At 69.6% G+C, this 22,125-nt stretch carries 13 protein-coding genes; 10 read left to right on the forward strand and 3 right to left on the reverse strand.

Translation table 11 applies throughout. The features are described 5' to 3' along the window. Positions 1-28 precede the first annotated feature (28 nt). Positions 29-412, reverse strand: a complete 384-nt coding sequence (locus BVIR_RS00505) for a response regulator (RefSeq protein WP_055035972.1) — start codon at positions 410-412, stop codon at positions 29-31. A 314-nt stretch (positions 413-726) separates the two neighbouring features. After that, positions 727-1,746 carry a lipid kinase gene (locus tag BVIR_RS00510; protein WP_055035973.1) on the reverse strand — a complete coding sequence of 340 codons (1,020 nt, stop codon included), beginning with the start codon at positions 1,744-1,746 and terminating at the stop codon, positions 727-729. Between the two features lie 426 nt (positions 1,747-2,172). Between BVIR_RS00510 and BVIR_RS00515 the strand changes: the two genes are divergently transcribed. The 6 genes from BVIR_RS00515 to BVIR_RS00540 all read left to right on the forward strand — a co-directional run bounded on the left by BVIR_RS00515 (position 2,173) and on the right by BVIR_RS00540 (position 14,822). Then, complete coding sequence (locus tag BVIR_RS00515; protein ID WP_055038569.1) at positions 2,173-4,578, forward strand: glycogen/starch/alpha-glucan phosphorylase; 2,406 nt, start codon at positions 2,173-2,175, stop codon at positions 4,576-4,578. Between the two features lie 118 nt (positions 4,579-4,696). Then, a complete protein-coding gene (glgB, locus tag BVIR_RS00520) occupies positions 4,697-6,889 on the forward strand; it encodes a 1,4-alpha-glucan branching protein GlgB (RefSeq protein ID WP_055035974.1) in 2,193 nt (730 codons plus the stop codon). Next, the gene (glgC, locus tag BVIR_RS00525; protein WP_257720203.1) at positions 6,880-8,205 is read left to right on the forward strand and encodes a glucose-1-phosphate adenylyltransferase; all 1,326 of its coding nucleotides are present in this window, start codon (positions 6,880-6,882) and stop codon (positions 8,203-8,205) included. Before glgB ends, glgC begins: the two co-directional genes overlap by 10 nt. Continuing rightward, the gene (gene glgA, locus BVIR_RS00530) at positions 8,202-9,848 is read left to right on the forward strand and encodes a glycogen synthase GlgA (protein ID WP_197604379.1); all 1,647 of its coding nucleotides are present in this window, start codon (positions 8,202-8,204) and stop codon (positions 9,846-9,848) included. Before glgC ends, glgA begins: the two co-directional genes overlap by 4 nt. Then, the gene (gene glgX / locus BVIR_RS16195; protein WP_082416510.1) at positions 9,845-13,834 is read left to right on the forward strand and encodes a glycogen debranching protein GlgX; all 3,990 of its coding nucleotides are present in this window, start codon (positions 9,845-9,847) and stop codon (positions 13,832-13,834) included. The genes glgA and glgX overlap by 4 nt, the downstream gene beginning before the upstream one ends. A gap of 562 nt (positions 13,835-14,396) precedes the next feature. Beyond that, a complete protein-coding gene (locus BVIR_RS00540; protein ID WP_197604381.1) occupies positions 14,397-14,822 on the forward strand; it encodes a DUF2934 domain-containing protein in 426 nt (141 codons plus the stop codon). Between the two features lie 9 nt (positions 14,823-14,831). Here the strand turns inward: BVIR_RS00540 and BVIR_RS00545 are convergent, their stop codons facing one another. Then, a complete protein-coding gene (locus BVIR_RS00545; protein WP_055035977.1) occupies positions 14,832-16,058 on the reverse strand; it encodes a ubiquinone biosynthesis hydroxylase in 1,227 nt (408 codons plus the stop codon). A gap of 176 nt (positions 16,059-16,234) precedes the next feature. Here BVIR_RS00545 and tesB point away from each other — a divergent pair, with 176 nt between their 5' ends. From tesB to BVIR_RS00565, 4 genes are all read left to right on the forward strand, one after another. Beyond that, positions 16,235-17,101, forward strand: a complete 867-nt coding sequence (gene tesB / locus BVIR_RS00550) for an acyl-CoA thioesterase II (protein WP_055035978.1) — start codon at positions 16,235-16,237, stop codon at positions 17,099-17,101. Positions 17,102-17,509: 408 nt separating this feature from the next. Continuing rightward, positions 17,510-17,848 (forward strand): P-II family nitrogen regulator, encoded by a 339-nt coding sequence (locus BVIR_RS00555; protein WP_055035979.1) that lies wholly within the window; start codon positions 17,510-17,512, stop codon positions 17,846-17,848. Between the two features lie 28 nt (positions 17,849-17,876). Beyond that, entirely contained in the window at positions 17,877-19,340 is a 1,464-nt protein-coding gene (locus tag BVIR_RS00560; RefSeq protein ID WP_055035980.1) for an ammonium transporter, read from the forward strand. 222 nt (positions 19,341-19,562) lie between these two features. Next, positions 19,563-22,052, forward strand: a complete 2,490-nt coding sequence (locus tag BVIR_RS00565; protein ID WP_055038571.1) for an FtsK/SpoIIIE family DNA translocase — start codon at positions 19,563-19,565, stop codon at positions 22,050-22,052. Positions 22,053-22,125 lie beyond the last annotated feature (73 nt).

Below are 22,125 nucleotides of genomic sequence, written 5' to 3' on the forward strand. Positions count from 1 at the left end.
TGCCGGCGTCGGAGCGCGCGGACGTCTGTCAGGCCGGTACCGGTTCGGCCGTGACGAACGCCGGGGCGGTCGCGGGCCGCTCGATCCGGCTCAGCCAGCGGCAGATATCGGCCTCTCTGAAGGGCTTCGGCAGAAACGGGACGGCGCGCAACGCCGTCGGTACGTCCTGCGGCAGCGAGCCGGTCACGAAGACGAATGGCTGCCCGCGGTTTGCCAGCGCCAAGGCGAGGTCGAAGGTCTTGCCGTCGCGCACGTCGACGTCAAGCAGGGCCGCCTCGCAGCGCGCCAGCAGCGCCTGTGCCTCTCGGACCGACGCGACCGGTCCGATCACCGCGTGCCCGGCACCATCGACGATAGAGTGGAGATCGCAGGCGATCATGCCATCGTCTTCTACGATCAAAATGCGCGCCATGGCGGAGATCAGCCTTTGTTTCGGTCCGGTTGGACCTGATATCTCTTCACCCGGATTAAATGCGACACCGAGCGCAAAGTTCCGTAACTCCGTCAGCCTTTTCTTTCGGTGGCCAAGAAGATCGGAAAAGGGATTGCTGCCGGCCCAGTGCCGGCTACGCCGCCGGTCAAGCCCATATCCGAAACTATCGACTATATGCGCAGATTCGATGCTGGGGGCTGGTCGTGGTCTTGACAGGTGCGGGGAGGGGGGAATCGTTTTACTGATTCGTTTACGATCATAGCTTGATTAATTATCCGTAAACAGGGCGGTTGTTACGGAGAAGGCGCGTAGACGGTGACCGCTGCCGGCCGCACCCGAAACCGCGCCGGCGTGGTGGTGATCAGCTCGCCGTCGCAGCTCACCTGACGCGATCGGCGGGTGCGGATCTCGAAGCCCGCGCCGCGGCTGACGCGGACCTCGCGCCAACTGCCGTGCGAGCCGCGCCGCAGGTCGGCGAGCATCCGCACCAACAGCCAGGGCGAGCGCAGCTCCAGGCTGAACAGGTCGAGCTGGCCGTCGTCGATCTCGGCGGCCTCCGCCACCGTCATGCCGCCGCCATAGTGGCGGCCGTTGCCGACCGTGATCTGCAGCGTCAGCACCCGCGTTCGCTCGGCAGGGGTAACCACGTCGGCGTGGAACGGCCGCATGTCGAACAGCGCCCGCAGCGCGGTCAGCGGGTAGGCGAGCCGCCCCCAGCGCCGCTTGCGCTCGCCGGTCAGCTGTCGCGTCAGCTCGGCCGCCAGCCCGACGCTGGCGACGTTGAAGAAATAGCAGCCGTTGACCTCGCCGAGGTCGATGCGGCGGGTGTGGCCGCGAGCGATCACCCGTGCCGCCTCGGCCGGGTCCTCCGGGATGCCCAACGTGTTGGCCAGATCGTTGGCGGTGCCGAACGGCAGGATGCCGAGCGGCAGGCCGGTGGCGACCAGCCCGGCGGCGGCGCTGTTCAGCGTGCCGTCGCCCCCCGCAATCGCCACGCCGTCGAATTCGGCGGCGGCGGCGACGATGCGCGCCGAAACTTCGGCCGGGGCGTCGCAGGTCTCCACAATCGGCTCGATGCCGGCCTCGACCAGCGGTGCGACCATGGCGGCGTCGAACGCTGCGCCGCGCCGGGAGTTGCGGTTAACCAGCACCAGCAGCCGGGTCGGCGGGCTCGCCGCGCGGTTTCGTCGCGGGCCTGGGTCGGCACCAGCGCCGTCCGTATCGTCGCATGGCATGGCAAAGGCCGGGTCGGGCGCGATTTCTCGTTGCCGGTCAGCAGGCGCCACAGGTATCCTCCAACGAGTGATGAGCATTCAATCGCGGGCAGCACGCGAAGTTCCTGTAGGGAGCGTGCCGCTTCGGAATTGCACGCTTCGAAATTGTACGGTGCGGAATCGCACGCTTGGGGCCCGCGGCGCCGAGGCGCAGAAGGGCGCTAGCGGCGAGGCTTCTGAAACCTTCGTCATATATCCTTGGTACCGACTCAGCTCCTGATACGGCGCCAGGCGGACATTCTCAGCCGGCGAAGCGTCGGCGCTCTATCGTCCGGGCCTCTTTCACCCGGTCTCTTTCATCCACGTCGGGTCAGGGCGTAAGCTACTCGGCAACCTCCCCCGTACTCAAATCGAGGACGCATGCCTTATCTGATGCCGAACGCGGCGCCCACCGGTGAACCCGTCACGCTCGACGAGCCGGTGACCGACGGGGTGGCGTACGCCACCCGGGTCGACGCCGCCCAAATGCGCGCCGCGATCTTTGCCAAGCTGACCTATGCCGTCGGCAAGGATCCCGCCGGCGCCAAGCTGCACGACTGGCTGCGCGCCACCTCCCTTGCGGTGCGCGACCACATCGTCGACCGCTGGATCGCATCGGTTCGCGAGGCCTACATCACCGGTCGCAAGCGGGTCTATTACCTCTCGCTCGAATTCATGATCGGTCGGCAGCTGCGCGACGTGTCGAGCAATCTTCTGCTCGACGGCGTGATGCGCGAAGCGCTGATCGAGGCTGGCGTCGACTACCACGCCATGGCGGAGCTCGAGCCCGACGCCGCGCTCGGCAATGGCGGCCTCGGCCGGCTTGCCGCCTGCTACATGGAGAGCATGGCGACGCTCGGCATCGCCGCTCACGGCTACGGAATCCGCTACGACCACGGCCTGTTCCGGCAAAAGATCGCCGATGGCTGGCAGACCGAGCTGCCCGAGGACTGGCTCGCCTTCGGCAATCCGTGGGAATTCGAGCGGCGCGAGGTCGCCTACGAGATCGGCTTCGGCGGCACGGTCGATGCCAGCGAAGCCTGGGACGGCGCGGTGCGTCACACCTGGCGACCGGCCGAGCGCGTGCTCGCCATCGCCTACGACACCCCGATCGTCGGCTGGCGCGGCGCCCGCGTCAACACGCTGCGGCTGTGGCGCGCCCGCGCCGCCGATCCGATGCAGCTGGAGACGTTCAATCGCGGCGATCACATCGGCGCGGTCGCCGACCGCACCCGCGCCGAGAGCATCTCGCGCGTGCTCTATCCCTCCGATTCGACCCAGGCCGGCCAGGAGCTGCGGCTGCGCCAGGAGTTCTTCTTCACCGCCGCCTCGCTGCAGGATCTGGTACGCCGCCACGTTCAGCAGTTCGGCGACATCCGCAGCCTGCCCGACAAGGCGGCGATCCAGCTCAACGACACCCACCCCGCCATCGCGGTGGCCGAGCTGATGCGCATCCTGCTCGACGTCCACGCGCTGGGCTGGGAAGAGGCGTGGTCGATCACCCGCGGCACCATCAATTACACCAACCACACACTGTTGCCCGAAGCGCTGGAAATGTGGCCGGTGTCGCTGATGGAGCGGCTTCTGCCGCGCCACATGCAGATCATCTACGCCATCAATGCCAAGCTGATCGCCGAGGCGCGCAAACGTCCCGACTGCAACGATAGCATGCTGGCGGCGATCTCGCTGATCGACGAGTGGCACGGCCGCGGCGTGCGGATGGGCAACCTCGCCTTCGTCGGCTCGCACAAGGTCAATGGGGTATCGGCGCTGCACAGCGGCCTGATGAAGAAGACGGTGTTCCGCGATCTCGCGGCGCTCTATCCCGACCGCATCACCAACAAGACCAACGGCATCACGCCGCGGCGCTGGCTGATGCAGGCCAACCCCGACCTGACGCGGCTGGTGCGCGAGACGGTGGGCGATGCGCCGCTCGATGACCTCGAGAAGCTGTCGCTGCTCGCGCCCCATGCCAAGGACGCCGCGTTCCGCGAGCGCTTCATGCGGGTCAAGCACGCCAACAAGGAGCGGCTGGCGGCGCTGATCCTCGACCGGCTCGGCGTGCGGGTCGACCCGACCGCGCTGTTCGACGTTCACGTCAAGCGCATTCACGAATACAAGCGCCAGCTGCTCAATATCCTCGAGACCATCGCGCTCTACGACGCCATCCGCGCCCAGCCCAGCGTCGACTGGGTGCCGCGGGTCAAGATCTTCGCCGGCAAAGCGGCGCCGAGCTACACCACGGCGAAATACATCATCAAGCTGGTCAACGACCTCGCCCGCGTGGTCAATTCCGATCCGGCGACGCGCGGTCTGCTCAAGGTGGTGTTCCTGCCGAACTACAATGTCAGCCTGGCGGAAGTGATCATCCCCGCCGCGGACCTGTCCGAGCAGATCTCCACCGCCGGCATGGAAGCGTCGGGCACCGGCAACATGAAGTTCGCGCTCAACGGCGCGCTGACCATCGGCACGCTCGACGGGGCCAATATCGAGCTCAAGGAGCACGTCGGCGACGACAACATCTTCATCTTCGGGCTCACCGCGGAAGAGGTCGAGGCGACGCGCCGCCAGGGCTACAATCCCGGCGAGACGGTGTCGCGGATTCCGGCGCTGTCGGCAGCGTTCGAGTCGCTCTACGCCGGCGTCTATTCGCCCGACGATCCCTCGCGCCATCGCGGCACGGTCGATGCGTTGCGCAACCACGACTATTTCCTTGTCACTGCCGACTTCGCAGCTTATGCGGAGGCACAGCGTAAGATCGCTGGGTTGTGGCGCGATCCGATGGAATGGGCTCGAAAAGCCGTGCTCAACACGGCGCATTCGGGCTGGTTCTCCTCCGATCGGGCCATCCGACAATATTCCGAGGAGATCTGGAACGTGCCGACACGCTGAGTCGTGCATGCGCGGTGCATGGCGACCCCGTTCGGGACCGTGCGCGGACGATCCAGCGAGACGATGATGCCGTCCGAGCGGCTCCGTTCGGACGGGGCGCAATGACGCCGGGGGCGATATGACGGGCAACGATATTCGACTCGAGGCCGACGACATCCTGGCCATCGCCGCCGGACGGCACTCAGACCCGTTCGGCGTCCTGGGCTGGCACGATGTTGGCGCGGTGCGCGTGGTGCGGGCCTTCGTTCCCGGTGCCGACGAGGTTGCGGTCATCGACGAGGCCGGCGCGGTGCTCGCCCGCCTCGAACAGCGCGATCCGCAGGGGGTGTTCGAAGGCTCGCTCGGGTCCGGGCCCCGCATCCACTACCGGCTGCGCGCCAAGAACGATGCCGGCAGCTGGGAGTTCGAGGATCCTTACGCGTTCGGGCCGGTGCTCGGCCCGCTGGATGACTATTACGCCGCCGAGGGCACCCATCTTCGCCTCTATGACAAGCTCGGCGCCCATCCCATCGTGCACGAGGGCGTCGCCGGCGTGCACTTCGCGGTGTGGGCGCCCAACGCCCAGCGCGTCTCGGTGGTGGGCGACTTCAACCAGTGGGACGGCCGCCGCCACCTGATGCGGCATCGGGCCGACGCCGGCGTCTACGAGATCTTCATCCCCGATCTGCCGATCGGCACCATCTACAAGTACGAGATCGTCGGCGCGGACGGCACGCTGCAGCCGCTCAAGGCCGACCCGATGGCGTTCCAGTCGGAACTGCGGCCCAACACCGCTTCCATCGTCGCCGGTCCGCTTCAGATCGAGTGGGACGACGCCGCCTATCTGGAGGCGCGCACCAAGCGCGACCCGCGGCGCGAGCCGATGACGATCTACGAGGCTCATCTCGGCTCCTGGCAGCGCGGCCCCGACGGCGAATTTCTCAGCTATGACGAACTCGCCGAAACGCTGGTGCCCTATGTCGTCGACATGGGCTTCACCCATATCGAGCTGCTGCCGGTCAGCGAGCACCCGCTCGACGCCTCGTGGGGCTATCAGCCGACCGGCCTGTTTGCGCCGACCGCGCGCCACGGCGACCCGGACGGCTTCGCCCGTTTCGTCAATGCCGCCCACAAGGCCGGCATCGGCGTCATTCTCGATTGGGTGCCGGCGCATTTTCCGACCGACGCCCATGGCCTGCGCCGGTTCGACGGCACCGCGCTCTACGAGCACGAGGACCCGCGCCGCGGCTTCCATCCCGACTGGAATACCGCGATCTACAATTTCGGCCGCACCGAGGTCTCGAACTTCCTCACCAACAACGCGCTGTTCTGGCTGGAGCAGTTCCACATCGACGGGCTGAGGGTCGATGCGGTGGCCTCGATGCTCTATCTCGATTACTCGCGCCGCAACGGCGAGTGGCTGCCAAACAAGTTCGGCGGCAAGGAGAACCTCGAGGCGATCGCGTTCCTGAAGCGGTTGAACGAGATCGTCTATGCCCAGCATCCCGGCGTGTTGATGATCGCCGAGGAATCGACCGCCTGGCCCGGCGTCTCCCACCCGGTCTATGCCGGCGGCCTCGGCTTCGGCTTCAAGTGGAACATGGGGTTCATGAACGACACGCTGCGATACATGTCGCGCGAGTCGATTTATCGCCGCTGGCACCACGACGATATCACCTTCGGCCTGCTCTACGCATTTTCAGAGAACTTCATCCTGCCGCTGTCCCACGACGAGGTGGTGCACGGCAAGGCGTCGCTGCTGCACAAGATGGCGGGCGACGACTGGCAGCGCTTTGCGTCGCTGCGTGCCTATCTCGCGCTGATGTGGGGCTATCCCGGCAAGAAGCTGTTGTTCATGGGGCAGGAGTTCGCCCAGCGCGACGAGTGGAGCGAATCGCGTGCGCTCGATTGGGGCGTGGTGCGCCACCTGCCGCACGGCGGCATGCAGCGTTTGGTCCGCGACCTCAACCGCCTCAATCGCCAGTGTCCGGCGCTGCACGAGCGCGACTGCGAGCCGGAGGGGTTCCGCTGGCTGATCGTCGACGACAGCGAGAATTCGGCGTTCGCCTGGGCGCGGGTGTCGGGCGACGGCACCAACCTCGTCGCCGTCGTCTCCAGCCTCACGCCGGTGCCGCGCCACGGCTACCGCGTGCCGCTGCCACGGGCCGGCCGCTGGATCGAGCGGCTGAACACCGACGCCCGCGACTATGGCGGCTCCGACGTCGGCAATGGCGGCGCAGTGCAGGCCATCGCCACCGAATATGACGGCGTGTCGGCCGTCCTGACGCTTCCGCCCTTGGCTACACTGTATCTTGAGTGGGAATGCCCATGACATCCCCAGGTCACGCCTCGCCCGGCCTGCCGGTCGCGCCCGCCGTCACCCGCGCCAATCGTTCGGACTCCGGTCCGCTCGCCCGCGACGCCATGGCGTTCGTGCTGGCCGGCGGCCGCGGATCACGGCTGATGGAACTGACCGACCGCAGAGCCAAGCCGGCGGTCTATTTCGGCGGCACCTGGCGCATCATCGACTTCGCGCTGTCCAACGCGCTCAATTCCGGCATCCGCCGCATCTGCGTCGCCACCCAGTACAAGGCCCACAGCCTGATCCGCCACCTGCAGTCGGGCTGGAACTTCTTCCGCCAGGAACGCAAGGAAGGCTTCGACATCCTGCCCGCCAGCCAGCGCGTGGCGGAGGACATGTGGTACGTCGGCACGGCCGATGCGGTGTACCAGAACATCGACATCATCGAGGGCTACACGCCGCAGTTCGTCATCATCCTGGCGGGCGACCACATCTACAAGATGGACTACGAGCCGATGCTGCGCCAGCACGTCGAGCAGAAGGCCGACGTCACGGTCAGCTGCCTCGAAGTGCCGAGGATGGAAGCGACCGGCTTCGGCGTGATGCACGTCGACGAGACCGACCGCATCATCGACTTCGTCGAGAAGCCGGCCGATCCGCCGCCGATGCCGGACAAGCCGGACATGGCGCTGGCCTCGATGGGCATCTACGTGTTCGAGACGCGCTTCCTGATGGAGGAGCTGCGCCGCGACGCCGCCGACCCGACCTCCTCGCACGATTTCGGCAAGAACATCATTCCCCATCTGGTGAAGCACGGCAAAGCCGTCGCCCACCGCTTCACCGCGTCCTGCGTGCGTTCCGAAAGCGAGCCGGAGGCGTATTGGCGCGACGTCGGCACGCTCGACGCCTATCACGAGGCCAATATCGACCTCACCGCGGTGGTGCCGGCGCTCAACATCTTCGAGCGCGACTGGCCGATCTGGACCTACGCCGAGATCGCGCCGCCGGCGAAGTTCGTGCACGACCTCGAAGGCCGCCGCGGCCAGGCGGTGTCCTCGCTGGTGTCGGCCGGCTGCATCGTTTCGGGCGGCGCGCTGCGCAGCTCGCTGCTCTACGCCGGCGTGCGGGTCAATTCGTTCTCGCGCATCGAGACGTCCGTGGTGCTGCCCGATGTCGACATCGGCCGGCGCGTCCGGCTGCGCAACACCATCGTCGACCGCGGCGTGCGCATCCCGCCCGGCCTCGTGGTCGGCGAGGACCCCGAGCTCGACGCCAAGCGGTTCCGCTGCACCGAGAAGGGCATCGTGCTGATCACCCAGTCCATGATCGACAGGCTGCCGGAATGAGCGAGGTGTCGACGCCAAAACGCCGCAAGGCGCGCGCCCGCGCCGCGGCGCCGGTGGCCGCGCCGGCCGTCGCTGCCCCAGCGGCGCCGGAGCCCGCGCCCGTCGCCGAGGTCCCCGCCACTGCGCCGAAGCTGGCGGCGGCGGTCGAGAGCGTCGCGGCCGAGCCGGGGCCGCCCGCGCCGGCCGGGCCAAAGCCGCTGAAGGTGCTGGCGGTCGCCTCCGAGATCTTTCCGCTGATCAAGACCGGCGGCCTTGCCGACGTCGTTGGCGGCCTGCCGCTCGCGCTCGCCCACCACGGCGTCGAGGTGCGCACCCTGGTGCCGGGCTATCCGGCGGTGCTGCGCGCGTTGGAAGACACCGAGGTGATCGCCGAATACGGCTATTTCTTCGGCGCCTTCTGCAAGCTGCTCGCCGGCCGCGCCGCCGGGCACCAGCTTTACGTTCTGGAATCGCCGCAGCTGTTCTGGCGCGAGGGCAACCCCTATTCCGGGCCGGACGGCCAGCCCTGGCCGGACAATCCGGTGCGGTTCGCCGCGCTCGCCCACATGGCCTACCTCATCGCCCGCGGCGATTTCGGCGCCTACGTCCCCGACATCCTGCACGTCCACGACTGGCAGGCGGCGCTGGCGCCGGCCTATCTGCACTATGGTGGCCACACCAGGCCGCGGACCGTGCTGACCATCCACAACCTGGCGTTCCAGGGCCAGTTCTCGCGCGATCTGCTTTACGCCATCGGCCTGCCCGGCCACGCCTATTCGACCGATGGCGTCGAATATTACGGCGGCATCGGCTACCTGAAATCGGGCATCCGCTTCGCCGATCGCATCACCACGGTCAGCCCGCGCTATGCCACCGAGATCTGCAGGCCCGCCGACGGCATGGGGCTCGACGGCCTGCTGCGCCAGAAGGGCGCGGCGCTGTCCGGTATCGTCAACGGCATCGACGTCGATACCTGGAACCCGGCGACCGACTCCGCCTTGGCGGCGACCTATACCGCCGACACCCTGGAGCGGCGGGCCCAGAACAAGGCGGCGCTGGAAGGCTGCTTCGGGCTGCTGCCGGGCACCGGACCGCTGATCGGCATCGTGTCGCGGCTGTCGTGGCAGAAGGGCATCGACATCGTGATCGAGGCGCTGCCGGCGATCCTGGCCCAGGGCTGCCGGGTCATCGCGCTTGGCACCGGCGATGCCGCGCTCGAGAAGGCGTTCGCGAAGGCGGTCGCCGCCAATCCCGGCCGGGTCGGCGTCTATGCCGGCTATGACGAGCAGCTCGCCCATCTCGTCCAGGGCGGCGCCGACGCCATTTTGGTGCCGTCGCGGTTCGAGCCGTGCGGCCTGACCCAGCTCTACGGCCTGCGCTATGGCTGCGTGCCGATCGTCTCCCGCGTCGGCGGGCTGTTCGACACCGTGATCGATGCCACCGCCGCCACCTGCGACCTCGGCGTCGCCGACGGCATCCAGTTCGGCCCGGTCAGCGGCGAGGCGCTGGAGGAGGCGATCGACCGCTTCGTGACGATCTACGCCGACACCCCGGCGCTGCGGGCGCTGCAGCGCCAGGGCATGTCGCTCGACCTGTCGTGGACGCGCCGCGCCGCCGCCTATGCCGCGGTATTCCGCTCGCTGGTGGGGCAGGACGATTCATGAGCGAAGACGGGCTGTTACCGTCGAACCGGCGTCTCGGAAAGCTTGGGGCGACGTTCGACGCCGACGGCCGGTCCGTCAGCTTCGCCGTCTATTCCCGTCATGCCAGCCGGGTCACGCTGTGCCTGTTCGATGCCGACGGCCAGCGCGAGCTGGGCCGGGTGGCGCTGGAGCGCGACGGCGACCTTCATGTCGGCCGGGTCGAAGGCCTCAGGGACGGCGCCCGCTACGGCCTGCGCGCGGAGGGGCCGTTCGATCCCCACCGCGGCCTGTTCTTCAACCCCGCCAAGCTGCTGGCCGATCCCTACGCCGTCGAGCTCGACCGCGCTTTCGCGCTCACCGCCTCGATGCGCGCCCACGCCGGCGAGGTCGGCTCTCCGTCCGCGGTCGACAGCGCCCCCGACGTGCCGAAGGCGGTGCTGCGCCGGCCGATCGCGCCGCCACGCCAGCCCCGGCCGCGGCTGACGCCCGACCGCCGCGTCATCTACGAGGTGCTGGTGCGCGGCTTCACCATGCGCCACCCGGCGGTGGCGCCAGCCCGGCGCGGCACCATCGCAGCGCTGGCCACGCCCGCGGTGATCGATCACCTGAAGGCGCTCGGCGTCACCACGCTGGAGCTGATGCCGATCACGCCGTGGATCGACGAGCGGCACCTGGGGCCGCTCGGCCTCTCCAATGCCTGGGGCTATAACCCGATCGTGTTCATGGCGCCGGACCCGCGCCTTGCCCCCGGCGGCCTTGCCGAGGTGCGCGACACCGTCGACGCGCTGCACGCCGCCGGCTTCGAGGTGCTGCTCGACATGGTGTTCAACCACACCGGCGAGAGCGACATCTTAGGGCCCAGCCTGTCGCTGCGCGGTCTCGACGGCCCGACCTATTTCCGCCACGCCGCCGACGGCGAGCTGATCAACGACACCGGCTGCGGCAACACGCTGGCGTGCGACGAGCCCGCCACCTTGCAGCTGGTGGTCGACAGCCTGCGTCATTGGGCGGTGAACGCCGGCATCGACGGCTTCCGCTTCGACCTCGCCGCCACCCTCGGCCGCCGCCGCGACGGCTTCGATTCCGACCATCCGCTGCTCAAAGCCATCGCCGAGGACGACGTGCTGGCCGAGCGCGTGCTGATCGCCGAGCCGTGGGACTGCGGCCCCGGCGGCTACCAGCTCGGCCGCTTCCGCGCGCCCTGGCGCGAGTGGAACGACCGCTTCCGCGACGACGTCCGGCGGTTCTGGCGGGGCGATGGCGGCCTCGCCGGTGTTCTGGCGACGCGGCTCACCGGCTCCTCCGACATCTTCCAGTGGAGCGGCCGCGGCCCGACCGCCAGCGTCAATTACGTCGCCTGCCACGACGGCTTCGCCCTCGCCGACACCGTCGCCTTCGAGCGCAAGCACAATCTCGCCAATGGCGAGGGCAACCGCGACGGCACCGACGCCAATAATTCCTGGAACCACGGCACCGAGGGCCCGACCGAGGACGCCGCGATCCGCGTCGTGCGCGCCCGCGACATCCGCGCGCTGCTCGCGACGCTCATGGTGTCGCGCGGCACGCCGATGCTGACGGCGGGCGACGAGTTCGGCCGCAGCCAGGCCGGCAACAACAATGCCTATGCCCAGGACAATCCCATCACCTGGCTGGACTGGGACAATGCCGACCCGGCGCTGGCCGCGTTCACCGCCAGGCTGATCAAGGTGCGCGCCGCCCACCCGGCGCTGCGCGAGGATCGCTTCCTCACCGGCCGGGCGCTGGAGCCGGGCGGGGTTGCCGACGCCACCTGGCTCAGCCCGTCGGGCCTGGCGATGACCACCGCCGACTGGCAGAGCGCGGAAAACCGCGTGCTCGGCCTTGCGCTGGCCACCCCGGCCGGCGCCGAGCCGGCCTCCCGCGTGGTGGTGTGGATCAATGGCGGCGATGCCGACGTCGCCGTGACGCTGCCCGACGCCGAGAACGAGCGGGTGTGGCGCGAGCTGGTCGACAGCGCCGCGCCCGACCGCGCCGTGCCGGTCACGGTCGAGGGTCTCGCCACCGCTACCATCGCCCCGCGCTCGGTGCGGCTGTTCGCGGTGGCGGCGGACGCGGCCGGCGAAGAGGTGCGCGCCCGCCGCCGCACCGGCGTCGATCCCAACGTGCTGAGCGAGCTTGCCGAGGCCGCCGGCGTCGAGCGCGAATGGTGGGGGCTCGACGGCAGCGCCCGCCGCGCCGCGCCCGACACGTTGCAGGCGATCCTGGCCGGCATGGGGCTCGCGGTCGGCTCGACCGCCCAGGCCCGCGACAGCCTTGGCTATCTGCAGGCCCGCGTCCGCGCGGTGCCGCGCCACGCTGCGGCGTGCTACCAGCCGCCGGCGCTGGCCGACGACCGCCGGCTGTTCGGTCTCGCCGCCCACCTCTACGCGTTGCGCCACGACGGCGACGCCGGAATCGGCGATTTCGAGACGCTCGGCCGCTTCGCCGAAGGTGCGGCCCGGCGCGGCGCCGCGCTGGTCGGCGTCAATCCGTTCCACGCGCTGTTCCCCACCGACCGCAGCCGGGCCAGCCCGTACCACCCCAGCGACCGCCGCTTTCTCGACCCGATCTATATCGACGTCGCCAGCCTGCCGGAGGCGCTGGATTCGGCGTTGGCCCGCACCGTGCTCGATGCCCACGCCGGCGCGATCGCCGCGCTCGCCAGGCGCGACCAGGTCGACTATCCCGCGGTGTCCGCCGTCAAGGAGGCGGTGCTGCGCGCGGCGTTCGAGACCTTCGACGTCCGCGCCGAGCGCGGCCAGTTGCCCGAGGCGCTGGCGGTCGATTACGCCCGCTTCGTCGCCCACGGCGGCAAGGCGCTCGGCGATTTCGCGCTGTTCCAGGCGATCTCGCGCACCACCGGCACCACCGACCGCAGCCGCTGGTCGGCCGGGCTCGGCTCGGTCGTCGGCGCCGGCGTCGAGGCGGCGCGGCGCGCCCACGGCCGTGAAATCCGCTTTTCGCTGTTCGAGCAATGGCTGGCCGACCGCCAGCTCGGCGGTGCCGCCGAGCGCGGCCGCGCCGCCGGCCTGTCGATCGGGCTTTACCGCGACCTTGCCGTCGGCGCCGCGCCGGACGGCGCCGAGACCTGGACCGCGCCGGCGGACTTCGTCTCCGGCGTCTCGGTCGGCGCGCCGCCGGATCCGTTCTCGGACGAGGGTCAGACCTGGGGCGTGCCGCCGCTCAACCCGTTCCGCCTCACAGAGACCGGCTGCGCCGCGTTCCGCGATCTGGTCGCCGCCAACATGCGCCACGCCGGCGCGCTGCGCATCGACCATGCCATGAGCCTGGTGCGGCTGTTCTTCGTGCCGGACGGCGCCAAGGCCACCGAGGGCACTTATGTGCGCTATCCGTTCGAGGACATGCTCGGCGTCTTGTCCGACGAGAGCCGGGCGGCGCACTGCCTGGTGGTGGGCGAGGACCTCGGCACCGTGCCGCCCGGCTTCCGCGAGCGCACCACCGAGGCCGGCATGCTCGGCATGCGCATCCTGCTGTTCGAGCACGACGGCGCCGAGTTCCGGCTGCCGGCGCGCTTCTCGCACGCCTCGGTGGCGAGCTTCGGCACCCACGACCTGCCGACCTTCGCCGGCTGGGTCAAAGGTCGCGACATCGACGTCGACCTCAAGCTCGGGCGGTGCGACCCCGCCGAGGCAGCGCGCCGCCGCGAGGGCCGGCGTGCCGACTTCGCCCGGCTCAGTCGCATGCTGCTCGCCGCCGGCTGGCCGACCGAGCCGTCGTGGTTCGAGGCCGCAACGCCGTCGCCGGCGCTGCTGGCGGCGCTCCATGGCGGGCTCGGCAGCGCCACCTCGGCAGTGGTGCTGGTCCAGGCCGACGACGTCGCGGGCGAACTCTCCGCGCTCAACGTGCCGGGCACCGACCGCGAGCAGCCGAACTGGCGCCGCCGCATGAACCTCACCGTCGACGCGCTGGAAACCTCGCCCGCCATGCGGGCCGTCGCGACCGCGCTCAAGGGGCGGGGCGGTCGCTGAGGCGGAGGCTCGACCTTGGCCGACGAATGGCAGGGGCGAAAATCCGGCACGTTTTCGAGGCCCGGTCGCCGGCAATGCCGGCTCCGAACAAGGATTTTCGGCGAACGGCGGGTCTCGGGATTCCGAAGTGATCTTCGGGACCCGCATTCGAGCATGTTCGGCCAAAGTTGAAAGCGGTGTTGCGCAATCCGCAGGCTCGGCCAAAATCGGACGGGCGCGGCCGGTTCGGTTGCCGCCCGACCGCGGCCGGCAATGTGAACGTGCGGTCCGCTCATGCCAGCCGAACGAAAACCGTCATCGCGGTGGCATATGCGCCATCCTATTTAGGGCCGAGATGACGTAATAGGTCCGGGCACCTTCCAATCCGTGGGCGGGGGTGGTCGAGTTCGATTTCGACGCGGACGCCGAAAGCGCCGCATCCGCTGATGTGGTCTCCGGCCGATCGAACCGGAGACCACATTTCGATCGTCGAAAATTCCGTTTGCGAACGAGGATTCTCGATGGGCCGTTTCCGGGATCACGACGTGATCAACCGGAAACCGTATGAACCGGGAGCATGATCATGGCAGAGGGCAAGAAGACGGGGTCCAAGCGGACGGCAAAGGCGGCACCCGCACCGGCCGTGGCGGTCGCCGCCAGCAATCCGGCGCGCAACGCCGGCAAGACCGTCGCCGCCATCGCAACCTCTCCGGCGGCCGACGCGCCGCTCGCCGTATCCCGCCGCGTCGAGGCGCCCGAGCCCGCCGTCGCCGAGCCGGTGGTCGCCGCGACGGTGGCGGTCGACACCGAGGCTGCGGCCGTGCCTGCCGCCGCCAACGGCCACGACGCTGCGGCGGCGATCTCGCCGGAGGAACGGGCGGCGATGGTGGCCGACGCCGCCTATTACCGCGCCGAGCGCCGGCAGTTCGCGCCGGGCTTTGAGCAGGAGGACTGGTTCGACGCCGAGCGCGAAATCGAGCAGTTGCTCAGCCAGCGCGGCACTGCCTGAGCGGCGCCGTCAGATCGCCTCGCCGCGCAGCAGCCGCGGCACCGCGCCGCCGAGGCCGGCGGCCTCGCGGATGATGAGCTGCTTCACGCCGGGCATGCGCTCGACCACGCCGAGGCCGATGTCGCGCACCAGCCGCAGCGGGCCGGCGTCGGTCGAGAACAGCCGGTTGAGGCCGTCGGTCGCGGCGGCCATGGTGAGGGTGTCAAACCGCCGCCAGCGCGCGTAGCGCTCCAGCACCTCGGGTCCGCCGAGGTCGAGGCCGAGCCGGGCGGCGTCGACCATCGCTTCGGCCAGCGCGGCGATGTCGCGAAGGCCGAGATTGAGGCCCTGGCCGGCGACCGGGTGGATGACGTGGGCGGCATCGCCCACCAGCGCCAGCCGGCCCTTGACGAACTCGCGCGCGATCATCAGCCGCAGCGGGAAGGCGCGCGGCGCATCGATCAGCGTCAGCCGGCCGAACCGGGCGCCGAGCCGGGCGGCGACCTCGTCCACGAACGCCTCCGGCGCCAGCCGGCACCAGTGCGCGGCGGCGGAGCTATCGTCGGTCCAGACGATCGAGGCCCGCCGTCCGGTCAGCGGCAGGAAGGCGAACGGCCCGCTCGGCAGGAAATGCTCTTCGGCGCGGCTGTCATGGTCGAACTCCAGGCCCAGCGTCGCCACGATGCCGGACTGGCGGTACTGTCGCGAGAGGGTGGCGATGCCGGCGCGCTGGCGCAGGTGCGAGCGGCCGCCGTCGGCGGCGGCAACGAGGTGCGCCAGGACGCTGCGGCCGTCGGCGAATTCGGCAAGGATGCGCGCGCCGCCGGCATCGTCGGTGGCGCGCAGCACCGCCGCCGGCACCATCTCGATGCCGGCGTCGCGGCACGCCGCGGCCAGGGCGTCGAGCACCACGCGATTTTCGATCATGTGGGCGAACGGCTCGCCGGGCTCGACCTCGCCGGCGAAGGTCAGCAGCGTCGGCCGCACCGCGTCCGCCGTCCGGCTGTCGGTGACCACCATGTCGAGGATGGGCTGGGCCGCCGCCGTCAATTGCGGCCACACCCCGAGCGCCGCGAGCAGGCGGCGCGAGGCGGCGGCGAACGCCGAGGCCCGGCCGTCGGCGGCGGCGGGCGCGGCGAGGGCGGGATCGCCGACCACGATGTGCGCCGCCCGGCCCAGGCCCTGCCTGAGGGCCAGCGCCAGCGCCAGCCCGGCGAACCCGCCGCCGGCAATCACGATCTCGGCGTCGTTCGGCATCTGTCACTCCCCATTATGCAGTTGAGGTATTGGGCCGTCGCGGTCCGCGCAAGGCAAGACGGCACCCGGACGCTTGATCCGTGGTCGCGCTGGCGCCAGTCTGGCTCGGCTGGTCCGCTCGGCTCGGCCGAATCGCCTCGTCGTCGTCCATACGCGCCATCCCCCGGAGTGAACGCATGTCCGCCGCGGTGCAGGAACTGCTCGACATTCTCGATCTCGAACGGCTTGAGGTGAACCTGTTCCGCGGCTCGAGCCCGCAGGTCGGCTGGCAGCGGGTGTTCGGCGGCCAGGTGATCGGCCAGGCGCTGGTCGCCGCCTGCCGCACCGTCGAGGACCGCCTGCCGCATTCGCTGCACGCCTATTTCCTGCTGCCGGGCGATCCGGCGGTGCCGATCATCTACCGGGTCGGCCGCATCCGCGACGGCAAGAGCTTCACCACCCGCCAGGTCAGCGCCATCCAGCACGGCAAGACCATCTTCGCCACCATGGTGTCGTTCCACGGCGACGAGGACGGCTTCGTCCACCAGATGGCGATGCCGGTGGTGCCGGGGCCGGATGAACTGCCGGGCGAGGCCGAGATCGAGCGGCGCGTGCTGCCGCTGATGCCCGATCCGGTGCGGGCCTATTACGAGCGCGAGCGGCCGATCGAGCTGAGGCCGGTCGAGTTCGGCCGCTATCTCGGCCAGCGCCAGACCGAGGGCCGCTTTCACATCTGGGCCCGCATCGCCGACGCGCTGCCGGACGACCCGGTGCTGCACCGCTGCGTGCTGGCCTACCTGTCCGACCTCACCTTGCTCGATGCCGCGCTGATCCCGCACGGCCGCACCGTGTTCGAGCCCGACATCCTGCCGGCCTCGCTCGACCATGCGCTGTGGTTCCACCGGCCGTTCCGGGTCGACGACTGGCTGCTTTATGCCCATGACAGCCCGAACGCCTCCGGCGGGCGCGGCTTCGCCCGCGGCTCGCTGTTCACCCGCGACGGCCGGCTGGTCGCCTCGGTGGCCCAGGAGGGGCTGATCCGGCAGCGCCAGCCGTACGGCTGAGCCTGGATCAACCGCGATCGGTGCCCGCGTGTCCGCGGCAACGATTCGTTAACCACGTTTGTTTGCCATTTTTTAAGAAAGCCCGGCCGGCAGGCGTGCCTGCGGCTGGGTCGCCGCCGACGCTGCACACAATTTAGGCGCGCGAGCGGTTGCTGGGCAGGGGTGCCGGCGGGCTCCTGAACAAATTCTGGGCATTTACCCATTTCTGCGGCGGCGGCCGCCCGCGGCTGAATCGCTTTCCCCTTGAATGTCAGCGCCTTGTGCTGCGCAGTTCGCTTGGCACGGCGTTTGATTCCCATAGCGGCGGGTTTGCCACGGGGGGCACGTGCCTTCGTGCGGAATCACCCGACACGATAGACACCTGGCCGCGTCTTCGGGGCGGCGGGCAACAGCGGGAAACAGCAACCTATGAAAATCGTCACGGCGATCATCAAGCCGTTCAAGCTGGACGAGGTGCGCGACGCCCTCACCGGCATCGGCGTGCATGGCCTGACCGTCACCGAAGTGAAGGGGTACGGTCGCCAGAAGGGCCACACGGAAATCTACCGCGGCGCCGAATACGCCGTCAGCTTCCTGCCCAAGCTCAAGATCGAGGTGGCCGTTCCCACCAGCCAGGTCGACAAGGTGATCGACGCCATCACCACCGCCGCCAAGACCGGCCAGATCGGCGACGGCAAGATCTTCGTCTACTCGATCGAGCACGCCGTCCGCATCCGCACCGGCGAAACCGACACCGACGCTCTGTGATCTTCCGTCCCGCAAGGAGTTGACTGAAATGACGCTTTCCACCCTGCGTCGGGCGCTGCCGGCACTTGCCGTCGTGCTCCTGACCGCCGGTCCGGCGCTCGCCCAGGACGGGCCGAAGGTCGATAAGGGCGACACCGCCTGGATGCTGATCTCGACCGTGCTCGTCCTGTTGATGACGATCCCGGGCCTCGCGTTGTTCTATGGCGGCCTGGTCCGCACCAAGAACATGCTCTCCGTGCTGATGCAGGTGTTCTACTGCGTCTGCGTCGCCTGCGTGCTGTGGGCGCTGTTCGGCTACTCGATGACCTTCACCGGCGACAATCCGTTCTTCGGCGGGTTCTCCAAGGTGTTCCTGTCGGGAGTAACCACGGAGTCGCTGGCCGCGACCTTCTCGGTCGGCGTCGCCATTCCGGAGCTGGTCTACGTCGCCTTCCAGATGACGTTCGCCGCCATCACCGTGGCGCTGATCGTCGGCGCGTTCGCCGAGCGCATGAAGTTCGCCGCGGTCGCGCTGTTCGTGCCGCTGTGGCTGATCTTCATCTACTTCCCGATCGCCCACATGGTTTGGTACTGGGCCGGCCCAGACGCGATCTCCGCGGCCGCGCTGGCGGTGAGCGGTGCGCCCGACGAGGCGGCCAAGGCGGTCGCCCAGGCCAAGCTTGACGAGGTTCTGGCCGACGCTGGCCTGATCTGGAGCTACGGCGCCATCGACTTCGCCGGCGGCACCGTGGTGCACATCAATGCCGGCATCGCCGGTTTCGTGTCCTGCCTCGTGATCGGCCGCCGCATCGGCTACGGCCGTGAGCTGATGTCCCCGAACTCGCTGGCCATGACCATGATCGGCGGCGCGCTGCTGTGGGTCGGCTGGTTCGGCTTCAACGCCGGCTCGAACCTGGAGTCGAACGGCTATGCCGGGCTGGCTCTGGTCAACACCTTCGTCGCCACCGCGGCGGCGGCGCTGGCCTGGATGTTCGTCGAATGGGCGGTGAAGGGTAAGGCTTCGCTGCTCGGCATCGTCACCGGCGCGGTGGCCGGCCTCGTTGCCGTCACCCCGGCGGCCGGCTTTGCCGGTCCGATGGGCTCGATCGCGCTCGGCGTCATCGCCGGCGTGGTCTGCTTCATCTTCTGCTCGGCGGTGAAGAACGCGCTCGGCTACGACGACGCCCTCGACGTGTTCGGCGTGCACTGCATCGGCGGCATCATCGGTGCCATCCTCACCGGCGTCCTGGTCTCTCCGGACCTCGGCGGCGCCGGCATCGTCGACTACACCACCTGCGATACCGCGGGGGTCTGTCAGGTCGGGGCGTACGACATGGCCACCCAGGTCTGGGCCCAGACCAAGGCGGTGCTGGTGTCGCTCGGCTGGTCCGGCATCGGCTCGCTGATCCTGCTCAAGCTGATCGACTGGACCGTCGGTCTGCGCGTCTCCGTCGACAAGGAGCGCGAGGGCCTCGACCTCGTCGATCACGGCGAGCGCGCCTACAACCTCTGATACGGTCTTTGGCCAGTCGGCCGCAGCCCGTATGACCTCGGCGCGGCGCAGCCCGCGCCAACGTGAAGCGGCCCCGGCTCTGAGCCGGGGCCGTTTTAGTGTGTGGTGGCGGTTCCGGACGCAACGGCCGCCGATGGTTAAGCGAGTCTTTACCGCACCCGGCTAGACTGCCTTAGCATTGGCGGCGCTGTGCGCGCCGCCGGCAGTGTTGCGGAGGCGGGCATGCAGCTGATCCGGCGCCGATGGCTGGCGGATCTCCTGACCGAGGAGCTGATCCCGGCGCTGCGCCGATTCGCCTCGCAGCTGGTGGGGCTGTCGATCCTGGCTTTGGTGCTGGCGATGGCGCTCGCCTTGGCGACATGGTCGGTCAAGGACCCCTCGTTCAACCACGCCACCAGCCTGCCGGCCCGCAACCTGCTCGGCACGCCCGGCGCCATCGCTGCCGATCTCGTCATGCAGTTCGTGGGAATCGGCGCGCTGGCGCTGCTGATTCCGATCGCGGTGCTGGGCTGGCGGCTGGCCGCCAGCCGCCGGGTCGGCCGCGAGCGGCTGCGGCTGCTGCTGTGGCTGGGCGGCATCGTGCTCGCCGCCGCCGCCGCCGCCTGCCTGCCGGTGCCGACGTCCTGGCCGCTGCCGTCCGGGCTCGGCGGTATCGTCGGCGATGGCGTGCTCAAGGCGCTGGCCTGGGTGATCGGGCCGATCGATGCGGTCGGCCGGCCGCTGGTGGGGGTGCCGCTGGCGGTGGCAACCGCCACCCTGGTGCTGGGCGCCTCCGGCGCCGGTCTTGGTGCCGCCGCGTCCAGGCCGCCGGCCGAGGATCGCTTCGTGCGCGAGGAGCACGACACCGCCTCGGTGTCGCTCGGCTTCCTGGCGCACTGGTTCTTCACCATCCGCGCCACGCTGTCCCGCCATCTGCGGCGGCGCCCGGCCGCGCCGCTGCGGCGGGTGGCCGCTGCGCCCGGCTTCGGCGAGCGGCGCGAGCCGGCACCGCCGCGTCCGCCGGTGTGGTCGGACGACGGCGAGCTCGCCGCGACCCCGGCTCCGGCGCCGCCGGTCAGGGCAGCTTCCGGCGCGCGCGACCCCGCCTCCGGCGAGGTGTTGCCGCCGACCCGCGGCCCGGCGCGCGGCATCAAGGCCGGCCGCAGCCGCCAGCAGGCCCGCGAGCGCGAGGCCGAATCGGCGCCGCTAGAGGCGCCGTTCGAGCTGCCGCCGGTCAACCTGCTCGGCGCCGCCAAGGGCTCCGGCCAGCCGGCGCTGAGCCAGGGCGCGCTGCAGGAGACCTCGCGCCTGCTTGAAGGCGTGCTGGACGATTTCGGCGTGCGCGGCGCCATCATCGGCGCCCACCCCGGCCCGGTGGTGACGCTCTACGAGCTTGAGCCGGCGCCCGGCATCAAGTCGAGCCGCGTCATCGGCCTGTCCGAGGACATTGCCCGCTCGATGAGCGCGGTGTCTGCCCGCGTCGCGGTGGTGCCCGGCCGCAACGTCATCGGGATCGAGCTGCCCAACCCCAAGCGCGAGAAGGTGCTGCTGCGCGAGCTGCTGGCGGCGCCGTCGTTCGGCGAGGGCAAGGACCGCCTGCCGCTCTGTCTCGGCAAGACCATCGGCGGCGAGCCGGTGGTGGCCGACCTCGCCCGCATGCCGCATTTGCTCATCGCCGGCACCACCGGCTCGGGCAAGTCGGTGGCGATCAACACCATGATCCTCAGCCTGCTCTACCGCTACCCGCCCAACGAGTGCCGGCTGATCATGGTCGATCCCAAGATGCTGGAGCTGTCGGTCTATGACGGCATCCCGCATTTGTTGACGCCGGTGGTCACCGACCCGAAGAAGGCGGTGGTGGCGCTGAAATGGGCGGTCCGCGAGATGGAAGACCGCTACAAGAAGATGTCGAAGCTCGGGGTGCGCAACATCGAGGGCTTCAACAACCGCGTCGCCGAGTCCGCCGCCAAGGGCCAGCGCATCGTGCGCACGGTGCAGACCGGCTTCGACAAGGCCACCGGCGAGGCGATCTACGAGCGGGAGGAGATGGACCTAGGCCCGCTGCCGTTCATCGTGGTGATCGTCGACGAGATGGCGGATTTGATGCTGGTGGCCGGCAAGGACATCGAGGGCGCCATCCAGCGCCTTGCCCAGATGGCGCGCGCCGCCGGCATCCACATCATCATGGCGACGCAGCGACCCTCGGTCGACGTCATCACCGGCACCATCAAGGCCAACTTCCCGACCCGCATCTCCTTCCAGGTCACCTCGAAGATCGACAGCCGCACCATTCTGGGCGAGCAGGGCGCCGAGCAGCTGCTCGGCCAGGGCGACATGCTCTACATGGCCGGCGGCGGCCGCATCTCCCGCGTCCACGGCCCGTTCGTGTCCGACGGCGAGGTCGAGCGCGTCGTCGCCCACCTCAAGTCCCAGGGCCAGCCGGACTATCTCGACGCCGTCACCGCGGCGGAGGACGAGGACGGCGACGACGGCGCGGTGTTCGACAAGACCGCTATGGGCGGGGAGGGCGGCGACCTCTACGCCCAGGCGGTCGAGGTGGTGGTGCGCGACCGCAAGGCGTCGACCTCCTACATCCAGCGCCGGCTGCAGATCGGCTACAACCGCGCCGCCTCGCTGATGGAGCGGATGGAGAAGGAAGGCATCGTCGGTGCCGCCAACCACGCCGGCAAGCGCGAGATCCTGATCGAGGCCGAGAGCGAGGGCGGCTACTGACCGCCGCTGCTGCCGCCGCCGGCGAGCCCGTGGCGCGATCGTGGTATGGTGCGGGCCGCATTCTCGCCACGCC

This window comes from Blastochloris viridis, from assembly GCF_001402875.1.
Taxonomy (GTDB): Bacteria; Pseudomonadota; Alphaproteobacteria; order Rhizobiales; family Xanthobacteraceae; genus Blastochloris; species Blastochloris viridis.